Below are 16,593 nucleotides of genomic sequence, written 5' to 3' on the forward strand. Positions count from 1 at the left end.
AATCCGTACCATTGAAATTACAGCCTTCGTGCGTCTGTGCGGTATGATAGGACCAGATCAAGACAAGAAAAGAAAAAACAACAGATGGCATACTTGAGAAGGAGGATGCACGATGAGAGAACAACAGGCAAAAGACTTCTGGTCCGCTTATTTAAAACTTATTTTAAGAAAAGGTCAGGAAACGACCATTGTCAATCCGTTTGAAGAATTTCGCGATTCGGTCGCTAAAGGCGGGTACGAAAGCGTCAGCGATGAAGAATATGCGAATATCTATGATCAGGTGGAAGAACTTTCCGTATTCTGGCAGCAGCGTCCAAAAGACAGTGTCGCACATATTGTTATCGAGGCACTCTCAAGGACACATCTGTACGAGGATGAAATCCAGGATATCGCCGGTATTCTCGCAGAGGCATCGGAAAGAACCAACTACACCCAGCAGATGCTGCAGGAAATGGGAGCAGAGGAAGCCGAAAAGAGGATGGCAGATCGAAAAAAAGCAAAACTTCCGCCGGTGCCGCCGGATTATCCGGAAAAAGAATGGATCGAAGCGGAATACGGTTTCGAAGGTGTCTACGAAGAAACACCATTCGATGACACAGACTACAGCTGGACACCAAAGCTGATCTATCAGTATCTTGGCGAACACGTTTACGGTCAGGAAGAGGCAAAACGCGGAGCAGCGATGCTGGTTTATAATCATCTGCAGGGGCATCGCCGCAATATGCTTGTGGCCGGACCGACCGGATGCGGCAAAACCGAGATCTGGCGTACCCTGCAGAAAAAGTTCTCTTTCATCAAGATCATCAACGGACCGCAGCTGTCGTGTGACGGCTGGAAAGGAAGCTATCACGTCAAGGATATTTTCCTCGAAGAGAAACCGCAGATGCGGGAGCATATGATCGTTGTGGTTGATGAAGCGGACAAACTGTTTGAGCCGATGGTCGGCTCCGGCGGAACGGACTTTTCCAGAAGCATTCAGAATGAGTTTCTGAAACTGATCGACGGAGATCAGGTAACGTTCGTGAACGAGGACAACCGAAAAGATCCACAGACGGCAAAGATCGACTGCCGTAATATTTCCTTTGTCTTCTGCGGAAGTTTCGAAATGCTTCGAAACAATAAAGAAGACAGATCTTCTGCGATCGGATTTTCCAGCAGCACAGAAACGGCAGATCTGACTTCTGAAGTCACCGAAGAAGATCTGGTGCTGTACGGAAACATCCGCCGTGAGATTGCCGGCCGCATCGATAAGATCGTGATGCTGCAGCCTCTTGGTGCAGATGACTTCGATCAGATCATGCAGAGCAAAAACAAGATTTCTCCGGTCAGTCAGATTGCCGGACAGTACGGCATCGAAATTTCTCTGGATGAGAAAACAAGGCGGATGCTGGCGGAAGAAGCCAGTGAAAGCCAGCTCGGCTGCCGCTACATCCGCTCCAAAATCCAGGGAATGCTGGATGATCAGATCTTTGAAGATCCGTATCAGAAAAAGTTCCGGCTGTCGATGGCATAAAATGGTAGATTTTTATCTCAGTCGAGAAGACTCCCACTTCTGCAAGTGGTGAGTAATAACAAGTCTTTCTCAGTGGGAGTACAATCTCCGACTGAGATAAACGCTCCGCGAGAATGTGCAGTGATTCTGAGAAGAATATGTCAGCTTTCGCTGACCAGAATCACGCACCAAGTCTCACGTGCGTTCGACTTGAATTACCAAGATGCCAGATATCGTGGTCATACTCAGCAATGGTGCGGTCGGAGGAGAACAGACCGGCTTTGGCAATGTTCACCAGACATTTGCGTCTCCATCCCATCGGATCGCAGGTATAATCACTGAGAGCCTGTCCTTTGCGTACAACGTATGCGTTGAAGTCCGGCAGGGTCTGGAACCAGTCCTTGTGGATCAGCTCATGATGCAGACGGTTCAGGCTTTCAGAATGACCGGCTGCCAGCATTTCCGGACCGTTGAGGAAATCAATGGCACGGCGGATGTTGGCATCGTTTTCATACCACTGAGCGGCAACGTTGTAGTTCTCAATGAATACGATCTGCAGCCATATAGAAAGAAACCGTCTGCTGCGGCTGGCATATTCCCGCAGTGATATCGGCCACAACGAAGCGTTTCTGAGATTCTGCGAGAAAAATCAGTGGTGGCTGGATGATTTTGCACTGTTCATGGCAGTGAAGGATCGTTTTGAAGGCAGACCATGGATCGAGTGGGCGGAAGATATCCGTCTGCGGTGGCAGAATGCAATGGATTACTATCGCCGGGAACTGTATTATGAAGTGGAGTATTATAAATATCTCCAGTTCAAGTTTGATGAACAATGGAGCAAACTGAAAACTTATGCAAACAGCAAAGGAATACAGATCATTGGAGATATTCCGATCTATGTAGCATTGGATTCTGCGGACGCATGGGCAAATCCTGGTCTGTTTCAGCTGGATGAGGAGAACATTCCAACTGCAGTGGCAGGTGTTCCGCCAGACGGATTTTCAGCAACCGGTCAGCTCTGGGGTAATCCGCTCTATCGCTGGGAAGTGCACCGCAATACCGGTTATCAGTGGTGGATCACTCGCTTGTGGTACTGCTTTGAACTGTATGATGTGGTACGTATCGATCACTTCCGTGGGTTTGATGAGTATTTTTCAATTCCTTATGGCAGTGAAACAGCTGCATCAGGACACTGGGAAAAAGGACCGGGCATTGAACTGTTCCGTGCGGTGGAGCAGGCATTGGGCAAACGGGAAATCATTGCGGAAGACCTTGGCTATATGAGCGACACCGTGCGTAAGCTGGTGCGTGATTATCTGTACGACTATGCCACCCCGGAAGAACAGCTCTATAAGAGCATGATCGCACTGGTTCTGCGAAGTGCGGCTGCCACCTGCATCATTCCGATGCAGGACTGGCTGGGACTGGACAATTCCGCCCGCATCAACAAACCTTCTACGGTTGGTGAAAACTGGAGATGGCGTCTGAAAAAGACGCAGCTGACCAAAAGGCTTCAAAAAGAAATCTGCCGTATGACTACCCGATATGGTCGTATGAACTGGGAATAGCACTTCCGCATCAGATGGAACAGCATATCGTGTGCAGGATGTGATTTATACTGGTATAACCAAAAGGTTTATACCGCATAACAAAGCGAGACTTCAAAAGGAGTCTCGTTTTGTTATAATACCAGTCAGAAAGTACTTTGAACTTTCGGATGAAGAAATGGAAAAGATTCGTGCACTTGATTCAGAAGACAGATTTTTTGATTTGTGATACAATGGAGCCACGGGAGACCGTGGCTCTTTTGGTGTTTTATATTTTTAGAATCTTATAAGAGTTCATCAGTGCCAGGGGTTACAAAATGTATCAGGCTGTAAGAAATGGACAGAATGAATAAAAGAGGCAATAAATGAATGATAAATTAGAATAAAAAGAAAGCGGTGAAAAAATACATATTCAAAAATTGGTACTTAAAAATTTCAGATGTTTTGAAAATCTTGATATAAAATTGCATCCAAATTTGGCAGTGATTGTAGGTGCAAATGGCTCTGGAAAAACATCCATTATGGAGGGAGCAGCAATTGCAGTCAGTACGATTTTTGTAAAAATGGATGGATTGTATAGTCGCAGAATTGATAAAAATCAGGTTCGATTGAAAGCTTTTTCGGTTGGAAGTACAAAGGATGTCCAGCCGCAATATCCGGTTACGGTACAGGCAGAGGCAATGACAAAGTCCGGAGTGAAAAAATGGGAAAGAAGTCTTAATAAATTAAATGGAAGTACGACAATTGGTAATGCAAAAGATATGATTGATCTTGGTATTCAGTTTCAGAAACATTTAAGAGAAGGTGATACAAAGCTGATACTTCCGGTTATTGCTTATTATGGAACCGGGCGTTTATGGGATTATCATCGAGAAAAGCAAAGTGATGTTTTTGAGACAAATAACAGAATGAACGGTTATATGGATTGTGTGGATGGAACAGCTAACATTAAGCTGATGATGAACTGGTTTGCGAAAATGACGGTACGGAAATATCAGAATCAGGAACTGGGATTAGAAGGCATTCCAGAATTAGAAGCAGTTTATGCTGCCATGGAAACTTGCTATAAAAAAATTACCGGAAATGATGAAGTTAAAATGCAGTACAATGTTGGAACAAAGGAATTAGAAGTGGCTTACAGAGATGAGTCAGGTGAACTCATGAGAATTCCAATCAATCAATTGAGTGATGGATATAAAAGTACGATTAGTCTGGTGGCAGATATAGCGTACCGCATGGCGGCACTTAATCCACAGCTTTTAGGTAACGTATGCAGAGAGACAGATGGTGTTGTACTGATTGATGAAGTCGATTTGCATTTGCACCCGACCTGGCAGCAAAGGATCTTAGGGGACTTGACAGAGATCTTTCCTAAAGTTCAGTTTATTGTCAGCACACATGCACCTGCCGTGATTAATACCGTAAAAAGTGAAAATATTATTTTACTTGATGATGGTATGGCTTATGAACCATCAGGAGAGGTTCATGGAAAAGATACAAATACTATTATAAGTGGTATTATGCATTCATCAGAACGACCAATGGAAATAAAGGCACTATTTCAAAAATTTTATCATTTTATAGACTGTGAAGAGATAGAAAAGGCAGAACAGATTTTGAATCAATTAAAGGAAAAAATCGGCGACGATGATTCTGAAATTGCAGGCTGTAATGTGAAGTTAAAGTTATTGAAGGTCAGGAGAAAGCGATGATTCTTATAAAAAAATTCCCGGCACCTTCTGACTTGGAAACATTAAAAAAAGAAGCAGAAGAACAGGGATTATCAGATAAAGATGGGTATGCTAAACTTAGAAATCCATTAAAAACACAGGTCAGAAATTTGCTGATGCAGGAACAGGGACATTTGTGTGCCTATTGTATGCGACGTATTCCGGATATACGCATTTTAGAAGAAGATGTAGATTTAAGTGATGTTTATATTGAACACTGGCAGGCAAGAAGTGCAGTAGGTGATACAACAGAAAATAAAGGACTGGATTATAGATTGATAAAGTTTAAGCACAGCAGTTTTCAGGCTGCTGTGCTGTTTTATTTTCGTGCAATGAGATGTGTACGGAAGCCTTTCTGTTTTTCCATAGTCAGTACCGTAAATCCGGTTTTTTTGCCATGGCGATGAATTCCGCAGGTTTGTGTATTTTTACGTCTCCGTGACCGATAAGATTTGCCGGCGGCATTTCCAGGTGATTCATCAGCCAGACAATAAAATCAGAAGATGTATAGTCCCGCAGGATCAGGTAGCCGCCCTTTTGCAGAACGCGGAGAGTTGTTTACATTTTTCCGCTTTATGAAGCTTCATGCAGAGGAATATAAAGTAAAAAAAGACTGTATCATACATGGAACGGCTGCAGCGATTCTGTTGGGTAAATGTCAGCAAAGCTGACCAGAATTGCGTGCCAAGTCTCACGTGCGTTCGACTTGAATATGATTTCTTCCGTTGTTTACGCCAAGTGCATCAAGGGCGATGGCATCTTTGCCTTTTCGGTCGAGAATGGTTGTAAAATCGTATTTCATAGTGTACCTCATTTCGTCTCACAGTTTAAAAATGATTGAATATAATAAAGAGCGGCTCCGATGGCTGGCGTATATTGTCCATGGTTGCCGAGCAGAAGCTGATCTTCCGTCATCTGGAAAACAGAGTGTTCATTGATTTTTTCAAGCAGATATAATATGTCTGACTGCCGGAAATAAGGTGCGAGATAACCGCTGATGATCACAGGGCTGTCGATGATCAGATTCAGGTTGCGGATGGCAAATGCAAGGTGATCCAGATAATCTTTCCAGATTTGCTGAATTTCAGGGGATGGTTCCGTGTGTAGTCTGTAGAAAAAATCTTTGACCGGCATTCCGGAGGCAGATATTAATGCATTTGCGGAGCAGCAGGTTTCAAGGCATCCGTGTTTACCACAGTAACATTTCAGACCATGCGGATCAATGCAGATATGTTCGAATAATCCGCTTCTCATATGGTTTCCCTGGTGCACGGTATGATTTGTGATGATCGCACCTCCGAGGTTAGAATTAAGAAGAAAAATCAATGCACTGTCAAATTGCGGATGATTCCACAATTCCAGTTCGGCAGCTGATTTGGAATCGTGTTCCAGATGGCACGGATATGGCAGTCTGGATGAAAAATCAGAAAGCTGCATATGGGTGTTTCCCATGATGGCACCATAAGTGACAGACGTTCCATCCGGAGAAATAATGCCCTGAGTGGCAATGGAAATTCCTTTGATTTTTTCAGAAGGATACTGATGATTTGAAATAAACTGTTCTACATTTTCGGCCAGTTCGTTATAATAAGCATCGCTGTTTTTATAAGGTAATGAAATCGTTTCTGTGGCGATCGCATCACCATATAAATTAACAGCGACAATGTGAAACATATCTTTTAAAATTCCAAGACCGATCGAGATACGGAAATCTTCTACAATCCGTATAATCTGGGCTTTCCGCCCGCCGGTTGATTCAAAATATCCATTGCGGCTGATCAGTCCGCTGGTTTCCAGATCGTTTAAATTCTGACTTACGGTGGAAAGTCCCATCTGAAGATCCTGAACAATCTGAAGTTTGGAAGTTTCTTTTTGCTGATAGATATACTGGTAAACTTTATCACGATTCATTTTTTTTAAAGTAATGGTAGTCATTCTTTTTTCTTTCATAAAATTCTCCTTACTTATGTGTGGATCATACGCACAAGATTTGCAATTATTTTAATACAGATCACATTTCAAAACAAGATCCCAAACATCCTTTGTGAAAAAGCGACAAAAAATAATGAAAAAGATTGTATTTTTTGTCAATAGACAATTGACAGAACAAGTTATACACTCTACTTACAGTTAAGATATAAATGTAAGTAACAACCAAAAGAAAAGCGTTAAAGGTAGAAGCATTTGCTTATGAAACCGTAAGAGCATGATTCAAGTGTGTAAAAACCAAACAGGAAAACAAGGAGGAAAACAGGTATGAAACTGACACTGGAAGGAATAAAAAATCGTGAAGCATGGGAAAAGGCAGGAATCACACTTCCTGGATATGATGTGGAAAAAGTATCAGAAAAAGCAAGAAAAGAGCCGGAATGGGTTCACTTTGGAATCGGAAATATTTTTCGCATTTTTATTGGAGGCATTGCGGATGGTCTGCTGGAGGAAGGTGTCCTGGACAGAGGCATTACCTGTGTGGAAACGTTTGATTATGATGTTGTAGATAAAATTTATGATCCGTATGACAATCTTGGTCTGAGTGTCATTCTACATGGAGACGGTGTGCGTGAATATAAAGTGCTTGGTTCTCTTGCAGAGGCGGTAAAAGCACAGTCATCTGATCCGGAACAGTGGAATCGACTGAAAGAAATTTTCAGAAGTACATCCTTACAGATGGTATCTTTTACAATTACAGAAAAGGGATATGCACTCCAGAAAGCAGATGGAACATGGCTTCCATATGTAAAGGCAGATATTGAGAATGGTCCGGAGCGGGCAAACGGTGCAATGGCAGTGCTGGTGGCTATGCTTTTTGAAAGATATCAGGCAGGAAAATATCCGCTGGCACTGGTATCTATGGATAATTGTTCCAGAAATGGTGAAAAACTGAGAGAGTCGGTACTTACCATGGCGGAAGAATGGCAGAAAAAAGGATTTGTTGACGCAGACTTCCTGGCTTATGTCAGCGATGAACAGACCGTAGCATTTCCGTGGACGATGATTGACAAGATCACACCGCGTCCAAGTGAGCAGATCGCAGCAGATCTGGAAAAACTTGGTGTTGAAAATATGCAGCCGGTCATTACCGGAAAGAAAACTTATATCGCACCATTTGTCAATGCAGAGAAGCCACAGTACCTTGTGATTGAGGATAGTTTTCCAAACGGTCGCCCGGCTCTTGAGAAAGGGTTTGGTGTTTATCTTGCAGACAGAAACACGGTCAACCTTTCAGAAAGAATGAAAGTAACGGTATGTCTGAATCCGGTACATTCTGCGACAGGCCCTCTGGGTGTGGTGCTTGGATATGATCTGTTTGCACATATGTTAAATACAAATGAAGATATGATGAAGATGGCACGTATGGTAGCTTATGATGAAGGACTTCCGGTTGTAGAAGATCCTGGCATTCTTTCTCCGCAGGCATTTGTGGATGAACTTTTCAACGACCGTTTTCCGAATGAATATCTGGGAGATACAAACCTGCGTCTGGCAGTCGATGTTTCGCAGATGGTAGGGATCCGTTTTGGAGAAACGATCAAGGCACACGTTGCAAAATATGGCAATGCCTCCAGACTTACCGCAATTCCGCTTGGAATTGCCGGATGGCTTCGGTATATGCTGGCAGTCGATGACGAAGGCAGAGACTATGAGCTTGCACCGGATCCGATGAATGAAGAACTTCAGGAACAGCTTGGTGATATTGTGGTTGGAAAGCCGGAGACACTGAAGGATCAGCTGAAACCAGTCTTGTCCAATGAGCGCCTGTTTTTCACGGATCTTTATAAAGCCGGAGTGGGCGAAAAGGTCGAAGAGATGTTCCGTGAAATGATCGCAGGAAAAGGAGCAGTAAAGGCAACGCTTCATAAATATATACAGAAATAAACAGGAGGAACAGGAAAATGACAGAAGCGGTATTTGCAGCAGATCCGGCAAGACTGTTGATTGCGGCAGCTACAGGAATTGTGTTATTGTTGTTATTGATCATAAAATTTAAAATTCATCCGGTACTGTCTCTGCTGATTTCTGCGTTAGTGATCGGACTTGGAGCCGGAATGCCGGTTCCGACTCTGGTAAATACGGTAGAAAAGGGTGCGGGGGAAACACTTCAGGGGATCGTTTTGCTGATTGGTCTTGGTTCGCTGTTTGGAGGCATACTGGAAGTATCAGGCGGTGCTCAGTGTGTTGCACAAACGCTGATCAATCGGTTTGGCGAAAAAAAGGCAGGCATTGCCCTTGGAATCACAGGACTAATCGTCGGTACGACTGTTTTCTTTGAAGCAGGTGTTGTTATTCTGATTCCGCTTGCCTTTGGACTGGCAAAAAGAACAAAAAAATCAACATTATACTATGTAATTCCGCTTCTGGCAGGACTGGCGACTGGGTTTGCATTTATACCGCCGTCAGCCGGTTCCGTATTGGTTGCGAATATGCTTGGTGTTGATCTTGGGATTATGATTGCAGTCGGTGTGCCGACCGGTATTCTCTCGCTGATTTTTGCAGGAATTCTGTGGTCAAAATTTATCGGGACAAAAATCCATACAGATCTTCCGATATCCGTTTCTGAGATAGGAGAAGAGGAGGAGGCAAAGCTTCCGAAATTTTCAACGGTGATCCTGATCATTCTTGTACCGCTGATACTTATTTTATGCAGTACGCTTTCGGAATACATACCGTCACTGGAAACGATCCGACCGGTACTTCAGTTTGTGGGAACTCCGTTTGTAGCACTGATCATAGCAATTCTCTGTGCAATGTATTTTCTTGGAAAGAAACAGGGTTATGACGGAGAACAGTTAAAGAAAATTATGGATCGTTCCCTGCGTCCGACCGGGCAGATTCTGCTGGTGATCACAGGCGGAGGTATTATCCGCTGGGTACTTCAGGAGTGTGGAATGGGAGATATTATCGGCCCGGCACTTGAACAGAGCGGTCTGCCGCTGATTCTGGCTGCATTTCTGATTGCTGCACTGGTTCGTGCTTCGGTAGGTGCAGCGGTGGTTGCAATGACGATGGCGGCAGGGATTATGGCATCCATGCCGGAAATTGCAAATCTTTCACCGCTTTATCTGGCAGCAATGGTCTGTGCGATCACGGGCGGAGCAACGGCGTTCAGCCATGTGAACGATTCTGGATTCTGGCTGGTAAGCTCACTGCTTGAAATTGATGAAAAAACAACCTTGAAATCATGGACCATGATGGAAACGATCATTGGCTTTACCGGTTTGATCTGTGCTTTCGTGATCAGTCTGTTTGCTTAGGAGGAATAGAAATAATGACAAAAAAATCTTGTTATGATATTACAACATTTGGTGAGATCCTGATCGATTTTACCTGGCAGGGAGTCAATGAGGAAGGACAGGCAGTATTCGCACAGAACCCAGGCGGAGCTCCGGCAAACGTGGCAGTTGCGGCGGCAAAACTTGGTGCCCGCACAGCTTTTCTTGGAAAAGCAGGAAAAGATATGCATGGAGAATTTCTGAAAGAAGTACTGAAAAAAGAAAATGTTGAGACAGACGGAATGATTCTGGATGAGAAATTTTTTACGACACTTGCGTTTGTAAAAACAGCGGAAAATGGAGAGAGATCGTTCTCTTTTGCAAGAAAACCAGGAGCAGACACCAGGATCGAAAAAGAAGAAATCCATACCGTGATTCTGGATCAGACAAAAATTTTTCACGCAGGTTCCCTTTCGCTGACCGATCAGCCGGCAAGAGATACTACATTTTATGCAGTTAAAAGAGCAAAAAAAAATGGAAGCATGATATCCTATGATCCAAATTACAGAGCTTCTTTATGGAAAAATGAAGAGACGGCAAAAGAACAGATGCGAAGCCTGATCCCTTATGTTGATATTATGAAAATTTCAGATGAGGAGACAGAACTGCTGACCGGAAAAGAAAAACCAGAGGAAGCAGCAGAAATTTTATTTCAGAAAGGTGTTAAAATCATTGCCGTCACGCTTGGAAGCGAAGGAGCATATCTTTACTGCAAAGAAGGCGGGATACAGATCCCGGGCTTTACAAGCAGGGCGGTTGACACAAATGGTGCGGGAGATTCCTTCTGGGGCGGATTTTTATACTGCATCAGCAAAGCTGGAAAAAGTCCGGAGATGTTTGGCATAGAAGAACTGAAAGAATATGTGCGATTCGGAAATGCAGTGGCAAGTCTTTGTGTAGAGAAGAAAGGGGCAATACCGGCAATGCCGACATTGGAAGAAGTTGAGAAAAAAAGACATTGCAGTTTTTAAAGAGATTCGTAAGGGACGCAAGTCACGGAAGTGTGGCTTGCGTCTTTTGTGATTCAGCTATCCCCCGGATAAGGATGCGAAAGTGAAAAAAGTGGGAAAAAGTACAGAAATATCGTACAAAAAGAAAGGAAGAAGATAACCAGACGGGGGGCTTGTGGGGAAGAAAGAAACAGATTATGATAAATGCACTGCGAAAAAGAGCAGTCCGTTCGACTTGAATCAAAAGCGGCGGCTCTTTTCAAAACAAAAGGAAGCAGAACAGCGGAAAGGGGAAATAGATGAAAAAGAAAGTGATTGCATTGCTGCTTGCAGCGGCCATGGCAATGTCTCTGACAGCCTGTGGGGATACATCCAAAACAGGAAGTACTGCAGAAGAGACGGCAAAACAGGAGGAAACAACGAAGGAATCAGAAAATACAGAAAAAGCCGAAGAATCAACGCTGGTATATGGATCCGGTGATTACACAAGAATCAATCCGGCGATGGATGAACACTGTGAGATTAATGTGTTGTTATTTAGCGGTCTGACGGCTCATGATGCAGATGACCAGGTGATTCCGGGTCTTGCAGAAAAATGGGAATATGATGAGGACAGCTGTACTTATACGTTCCATATCCGTGACGGGATCAAATGGCATGACGGGGAAGCTTTTACTGCAGATGATGTAAAATTTACCATCGAGGCTATTATGGATCCGGAGAATGGATCAGAAAATGCACCAAACTATGAAGATGTTCAGGAAATAAAAGTAATGGATGACCAGACGATTGCCTTTAAACTGGCAGAACCAAATGTGGCATTTCTGGAATATATGACGATAGCGATTTTGCCAAAGCATCTTCTGGAAGGGGAAGATATGCAGGAATCAGACTTTTTCCGGCATCCTGTAGGTACAGGCCCTTATAAACTGGAAAGCTGGGATGCAGGGCAGTCTATTGTAATGACAAAAAATGAAGATTACTATCTTGGCAGTCCCAAAATCGATAAGGTGATTTTTAAAATTGTAGAGGACGATAATACACAGGCAGTCCAGTTGCAGTCCGGTGAGATTGATATGGCTTTGCTGGATCCGAAAAATGCAGAGAATTTCAAAAATATGGATGGATACAGCTGTTACGATATGACTACTTCCGATTATCGTGGTATTATGTTTAATTTCGCAAATGATTACTGGAAGGAAAACAAAGATCTTATTCCGGCAATCTGTTATGCAATTGACCGCCAGGCAATTATAGATGCAGTACTTCTTGGACAGGGAATGCCGGCTTATGGTCCGTTACAGAGAAATATATATAACAATGAAAAGGCAGAACATTATGATTATAATCCGGAAAAAGCCAGAAAGATCCTTGAAGATGCAGGATGCAAGATGGGAAAAAATGGCTTTTATGAAAGAAACGGGGAAGAAATCGGTTTCGTCCTCAGCGTTATGTCCGGAGAGCAGGACCGAATTGATATCGCACAGGCAGCAGCTCAGCAGTTACAGGAAATAGGCATTAACTGTACGGTAGATATTCCGGCACAGATTGACTGGGGCGGACAGATGGCATGTCTGATCGGCTGGGGAAGCCCGTTTGATGCAGACGATCATACCTATAAAGTTTTTGGCACAGATAAGGGTGCAAATTATTCTTCCTACTCTAATGAGAAAGTGGATGAATATCTGACTCTGGCAAGACAGTATGAAGATCAGGAAACCCGTGCAAAATATTATGATCTTTTCCAGGAAGAGCTGCTGCAGGATCCGCCATATGCATTTATCTGCTATATTGATGCTAATTATGTGGCAGATTCAGATATACAGGGAATCTCTGAAAATACGGTTCTTGGACATCATGGAGTAGGTATCTTCTGGAATATTCAGGATTGGGAAATAGTACAAGAATAAAAGAGAGCTGCAAAGAGACTGGGAACAGTCTCTTTATGCAGTTATAAGAGGTTCATTATGAGAGAGTTACTGAAGACAGAGCATTTATCAGTAAGTTTTTTTACAAAATCCGGTGAAGTGGAGGCAGTTCGAGATGTCAGCCTGACCGTAGAGGAAGGGGAAGTCCTGGCTATAGTAGGAGAATCCGGATGTGGGAAAAGTGCATTATGTAAAAGCATTATGAAATTGCTTCCGAAGACGGCAAAAATTAAATCCGGGAAGATCCTGGCAGATGGCATAGATATCACGGATTATACGCAGAGAAATATGTCACGGCTGCGGGGAGACCTTTTTTCCATGATATTTCAGGATCCGATGACATCCCTCAATCCGACAATGACCATCGGGAAACAGATCGAAGAAGCTGTGCGGATCCATAATAAAAAAGTGCCAAAAAAACAGGTGAAAGAGAAAGTTCTTGAGTTGATGCAGCTGGTGGAAATTGATGAGCCGGAAGTGAGAATTTCGCAGTATCCACATGAATTTTCAGGTGGAATGCGTCAGAGGGCAGTCATGGCAATCGCACTTGCAGGCAATCCCAAAATTCTGTTTGCGGATGAGCCGACCACGGCACTGGATGTGACGATTCAGGCTCAGATTCTTGATGTTTTTCGGAGAATCCAGAAAAAACTCGGGATGGCAACCGTTTTTATCAGCCATGATCTTGGGGTTGTAGCAGGGGTGGCAGATCGTGTAGCGGTTATGTATGCAGGAAAAATTGTGGAAATCGGAACAGCGGAAGAGATTTTTTATGATCCAAGGCATCCGTATACATGGGGGCTGCTGCAGTCTCTTCCGATTTTGTCCAGGGGGAAAGAATGGCTTCCGACATTACCGGGAATGCCTCCAACCCTGATCCATCCGCCAAAAGGTGATGCATTTGCAGAGAGAAATGCGTATGCGATGAGGATAGATTATGAAAAAGAGCCGCCCATGTTTCAGGTTACGGACACGCACTATGCAGCTACCTGGCTGCTGGATGAACGAGCTCCGGAAGTAAAGGCTCCGATTGGAGAACGAAGATATGGAAAATAACAGTTTACTGGATGTGCAGCATCTTTCGCATATGTTTCACCTGAAGAGAAAAATGACAGTAAAAGCGATAGATGATGTATCTTTTCAAATAAAAAAAGGGGAAATTTACGGACTGGTAGGGGAATCTGGATCAGGAAAATCTACAGTGGCACGCTGTATTATGAATATATATAAACCTTCTGAAGGAGAAATATTTTACAAGGGGATCCCAATCTGTAAAAACAAAGAGTTTCGAAAAAATCGGAAAATGCTGCAGATGACACGGCAAATGATTTTTCAGGATTCCGCATCCAGTCTGAATCCGAGAATGAAAATCGAGGATATTGTAGCAGAACCACTGCGTATTTATTCAGGAAAGGGCAGGCCAGGTAAAAAAGAGATAGAAAAACAGTTAGAGCTTGTTGGACTGGATCGCAGTTATATGGAAAAATATCCCTGTGAATTATCCGGTGGACAGCGGCAGAGAGTAGCGATTGCACGGGCACTCTCCACAAAACCGGAGCTGATCGTGGCAGATGAACCGATTGCATCGCTTGATGTGTCCATTCAGGCACAGATGGTAAATCTGTTTCGGAAATTACAGAAAGAACAGGGTTTTTCATTTCTTTTTATTGCTCATGATCTTTCAATGGTGGAGTTTCTGTGTGACAGGACAGGTGTTATGTATCACGGGAAACTGGTGGAGGAAGGGAGAACAAAAGATATTTTCGCCCATCCGGAACATGAATATACCAAAGCACTGTTAGCGGCAGTCCCAATACCGGATCCACGAATAGAAAGACAGAAAGGTGAAGTGTTATGAGAGGCGAACGAATGCTGTATTATGGAAAAAAACTGGTGATTTTTATGATCAGTGTAGGACTGCTCTCTCTTGTGACATTTTATGTTTCCAGACTTGCACCGGGAGATCCACTGTTTTCTTACTACGGAGAACGAGTGGAAAAGATGAGTCCTGAAGAAAGAGAGTGGGCAGAAGAAAAACTTGGTCTGAATGATAAAATTTCTGTACAGTATAGCAGGTGGATTCATCAGGTCTTTCATGGAAATTTCGGACGTTCTTATAAATATAAGATGGATGTACTGGATGTGCTGAAAAGCAGACTTGGTAATACCCTGCTTCTTGGCGGTACTGGCTTTTTGATTATATTTGCAGGTGCATTGCTGCTTGGAGTCATATGTGCATGGAAAGAAGGCGGATGGCTGGATAAAATCATCTGTAAAGCAGGGACGATCATAAGCTGTGTCCCAGAGTTCTGGCTGGCACTGGTGCTGATTCTTGTATTTTCTGTTTCGCTACGATGGCTGCCAAGTTCCGGGGCATATGCAGTCGGGCAGGAAAAAAACATTTCCGACCGAATCTTACATATGATACTGCCGTTGACTGTAATCGTGACAGAACATCTCTGGTATTATGGCTACATGGTCCGGAATAAAATGCTGGATGAAATCCGTGCAGATTATGTGCTGATGGCAAAAGCAAAAGGAATAAAAAAATCCCGTATTATGCTGGTACATTGTATGAGAAATATCATGCCATCATATCTGAGCATTATGGCGATTTCGGTAACGCATATCATGGGAGGAACTTATGTGGCAGAGACTGTTCTTTCTTATCCCGGAATAGGGACACTGGCATATGAAAGTGCCCGTTATAAAGACTATAATTTACTGATGATCATCAGTCTGATGTCAGGGATCATAATCATTGCCTGTAATATGGCTGCACAGATTCTTAATGAGAGGATCGATCCGAGAATGCGTATCAGCAGGCAGTCGGAAATGCAGGAGGTGGATAACTATGAGTGAACTGTTTGAAATTGTTGGAGTAAAACCAGAGCTTGCAGAACAGCAGGTACAGAAAAAAGCAAACAGATGGTATGATACGATTCCATGGCTGTCTGTCATCATTTTGATACTGATCGTGGGTGGCTGTCTGTTCTGCAATCGAATCATGACAAAAGATCCGTCTTACATGGATCTGAAAAATTATACAATTGCTCCATGTAAAGAATTTTTGTTTGGAACAGATACTATGGGGCGTGATATTTTTTCCATGATCTGGTACGGCGGACGACAGTCTCTGTTTATCGGAATTGCAGCAACTGTGATATCTACCGGTATTGCAATCGTATTTGGTACGGTAAGCGGCATGGCACCGGATTGGCTGGATATGCTGCTCATGAGGGCAACAGAGATTCTGCTGAGCATTCCGAATCTTCTGACGGTTATTTTTCTGCAGGCCATTCTTGGAAAGGCAAATGTATTCAGTCTGTCTTTTGTGATAGGGATTACGAGTTGGATGAGTATAGCCAAAATTATCAGAACAGAAGTGCGGCAGCTGCGAAACAATGAATATGTAATTGCGGCCAGGTGCATGGGGGGAGGATTTTTTTATATTCTTTATAAACATCTTGCACCCAATTTTTTATCTTCCATCATGTTTATGGTTGTCATGAATATCCGAAGTGCTATTGTGGAAGAGTCAACATTAAGTTTCATCGGGATAGGACTTCCGCTGGAAGTTATTTCATGGGGAAGTATGCTGTCACTGTCAGAAAAAGCACTGGTTCTTTCCATACTTAGTTGAATTTAACGTGAAAGAGTTCTCCGAATAGCACTT

The 16,593-nt window shown here is 43.3% G+C and carries 13 protein-coding genes and 1 pseudogene; 12 read left to right on the top strand and 2 right to left on the bottom strand.

The window, feature by feature from the left end:
* Positions 1–112: 112 nt before the first annotated feature.
* The gene (locus ACLTL4_RS06380) at positions 113–1,513 is read left to right on the top strand and encodes an AAA family ATPase (protein ID WP_412320341.1); all 1,401 of its coding nucleotides are present in this window, start codon (positions 113–115) and stop codon (positions 1,511–1,513) included.
* 160 nt (positions 1,514–1,673) lie between these two features.
* Here the strand turns inward: ACLTL4_RS06380 and ACLTL4_RS06385 are convergent, their stop codons facing one another.
* Positions 1,674–2,111 (bottom strand): glycogen/starch/alpha-glucan phosphorylase, encoded by a 438-nt coding sequence (locus ACLTL4_RS06385; protein WP_412291488.1) that lies wholly within the window; start codon positions 2,109–2,111, stop codon positions 1,674–1,676.
* On the opposite strand from ACLTL4_RS06385, the pseudogene ACLTL4_RS06390 reads away from it, so the two are divergent.
* From ACLTL4_RS06390 to ACLTL4_RS06400, 3 genes and pseudogenes are all read left to right on the top strand, one after another.
* A pseudogene (locus ACLTL4_RS06390) lies at positions 2,059–3,060 on the top strand (4-alpha-glucanotransferase); the annotation flags it as partial. The gene ACLTL4_RS06385 and the pseudogene ACLTL4_RS06390 sit on opposite strands and share 53 nt — an antisense overlap.
* Before the next feature lie 398 nt (positions 3,061–3,458).
* The gene (locus tag ACLTL4_RS06395) at positions 3,459–4,751 is read left to right on the top strand and encodes an AAA family ATPase (RefSeq protein WP_412291489.1); all 1,293 of its coding nucleotides are present in this window, start codon (positions 3,459–3,461) and stop codon (positions 4,749–4,751) included.
* Positions 4,748–5,176, top strand: coding sequence for a hypothetical protein (locus tag ACLTL4_RS06400; RefSeq protein ID WP_412291490.1), 429 nt, complete (start codon positions 4,748–4,750; stop codon positions 5,174–5,176). Before ACLTL4_RS06395 ends, ACLTL4_RS06400 begins: the two co-directional genes overlap by 4 nt.
* Before the next feature lie 403 nt (positions 5,177–5,579).
* Here the strand turns inward: ACLTL4_RS06400 and ACLTL4_RS06405 are convergent, their stop codons facing one another.
* Positions 5,580–6,719 (bottom strand): ROK family protein, encoded by a 1,140-nt coding sequence (locus tag ACLTL4_RS06405; protein WP_412291491.1) that lies wholly within the window; start codon positions 6,717–6,719, stop codon positions 5,580–5,582.
* A 306-nt stretch (positions 6,720–7,025) separates the two neighbouring features.
* Here ACLTL4_RS06405 and ACLTL4_RS06410 point away from each other — a divergent pair, with 306 nt between their 5' ends.
* The 8 genes from ACLTL4_RS06410 to ACLTL4_RS06445 all read left to right on the top strand — a co-directional run bounded on the left by ACLTL4_RS06410 (position 7,026) and on the right by ACLTL4_RS06445 (position 16,560).
* A complete protein-coding gene (locus tag ACLTL4_RS06410) occupies positions 7,026–8,645 on the top strand; it encodes a mannitol dehydrogenase family protein (protein WP_412291492.1) in 1,620 nt (539 codons plus the stop codon).
* 17 nt (positions 8,646–8,662) lie between these two features.
* A complete protein-coding gene (locus tag ACLTL4_RS06415) occupies positions 8,663–10,021 on the top strand; it encodes a GntP family permease (protein WP_412291493.1) in 1,359 nt (452 codons plus the stop codon).
* Positions 10,022–10,035: 14 nt separating this feature from the next.
* The gene (locus ACLTL4_RS06420) at positions 10,036–11,010 is read left to right on the top strand and encodes a carbohydrate kinase family protein (protein ID WP_412291494.1); all 975 of its coding nucleotides are present in this window, start codon (positions 10,036–10,038) and stop codon (positions 11,008–11,010) included.
* Between the two features lie 278 nt (positions 11,011–11,288).
* On the top strand, positions 11,289–12,899 hold the full coding sequence (locus ACLTL4_RS06425; protein WP_215660723.1) for an ABC transporter substrate-binding protein: 1,611 nt from the start codon (positions 11,289–11,291) through the stop codon (positions 12,897–12,899).
* Between the two features lie 57 nt (positions 12,900–12,956).
* Entirely contained in the window at positions 12,957–13,973 is a 1,017-nt protein-coding gene (locus ACLTL4_RS06430) for an ABC transporter ATP-binding protein (RefSeq protein ID WP_215660721.1), read from the top strand.
* On the top strand, positions 13,963–14,775 hold the full coding sequence (locus tag ACLTL4_RS06435; RefSeq protein WP_215660718.1) for an ATP-binding cassette domain-containing protein: 813 nt from the start codon (positions 13,963–13,965) through the stop codon (positions 14,773–14,775). Before ACLTL4_RS06430 ends, ACLTL4_RS06435 begins: the two co-directional genes overlap by 11 nt.
* Entirely contained in the window at positions 14,772–15,779 is a 1,008-nt protein-coding gene (locus ACLTL4_RS06440) for an ABC transporter permease (protein ID WP_412291495.1), read from the top strand. The genes ACLTL4_RS06435 and ACLTL4_RS06440 overlap by 4 nt, the downstream gene beginning before the upstream one ends.
* A complete protein-coding gene (locus ACLTL4_RS06445; RefSeq protein WP_412291496.1) occupies positions 15,772–16,560 on the top strand; it encodes an ABC transporter permease in 789 nt (262 codons plus the stop codon). Before ACLTL4_RS06440 ends, ACLTL4_RS06445 begins: the two co-directional genes overlap by 8 nt.
* Positions 16,561–16,593 lie beyond the last annotated feature (33 nt).

Origin of the sequence: Hominisplanchenecus sp. (genome assembly GCF_046967715.1) — a bacterium.
GTDB classification, from domain to species: domain Bacteria; phylum Bacillota; class Clostridia; order Lachnospirales; family Lachnospiraceae; genus Hominisplanchenecus; species Hominisplanchenecus faecis.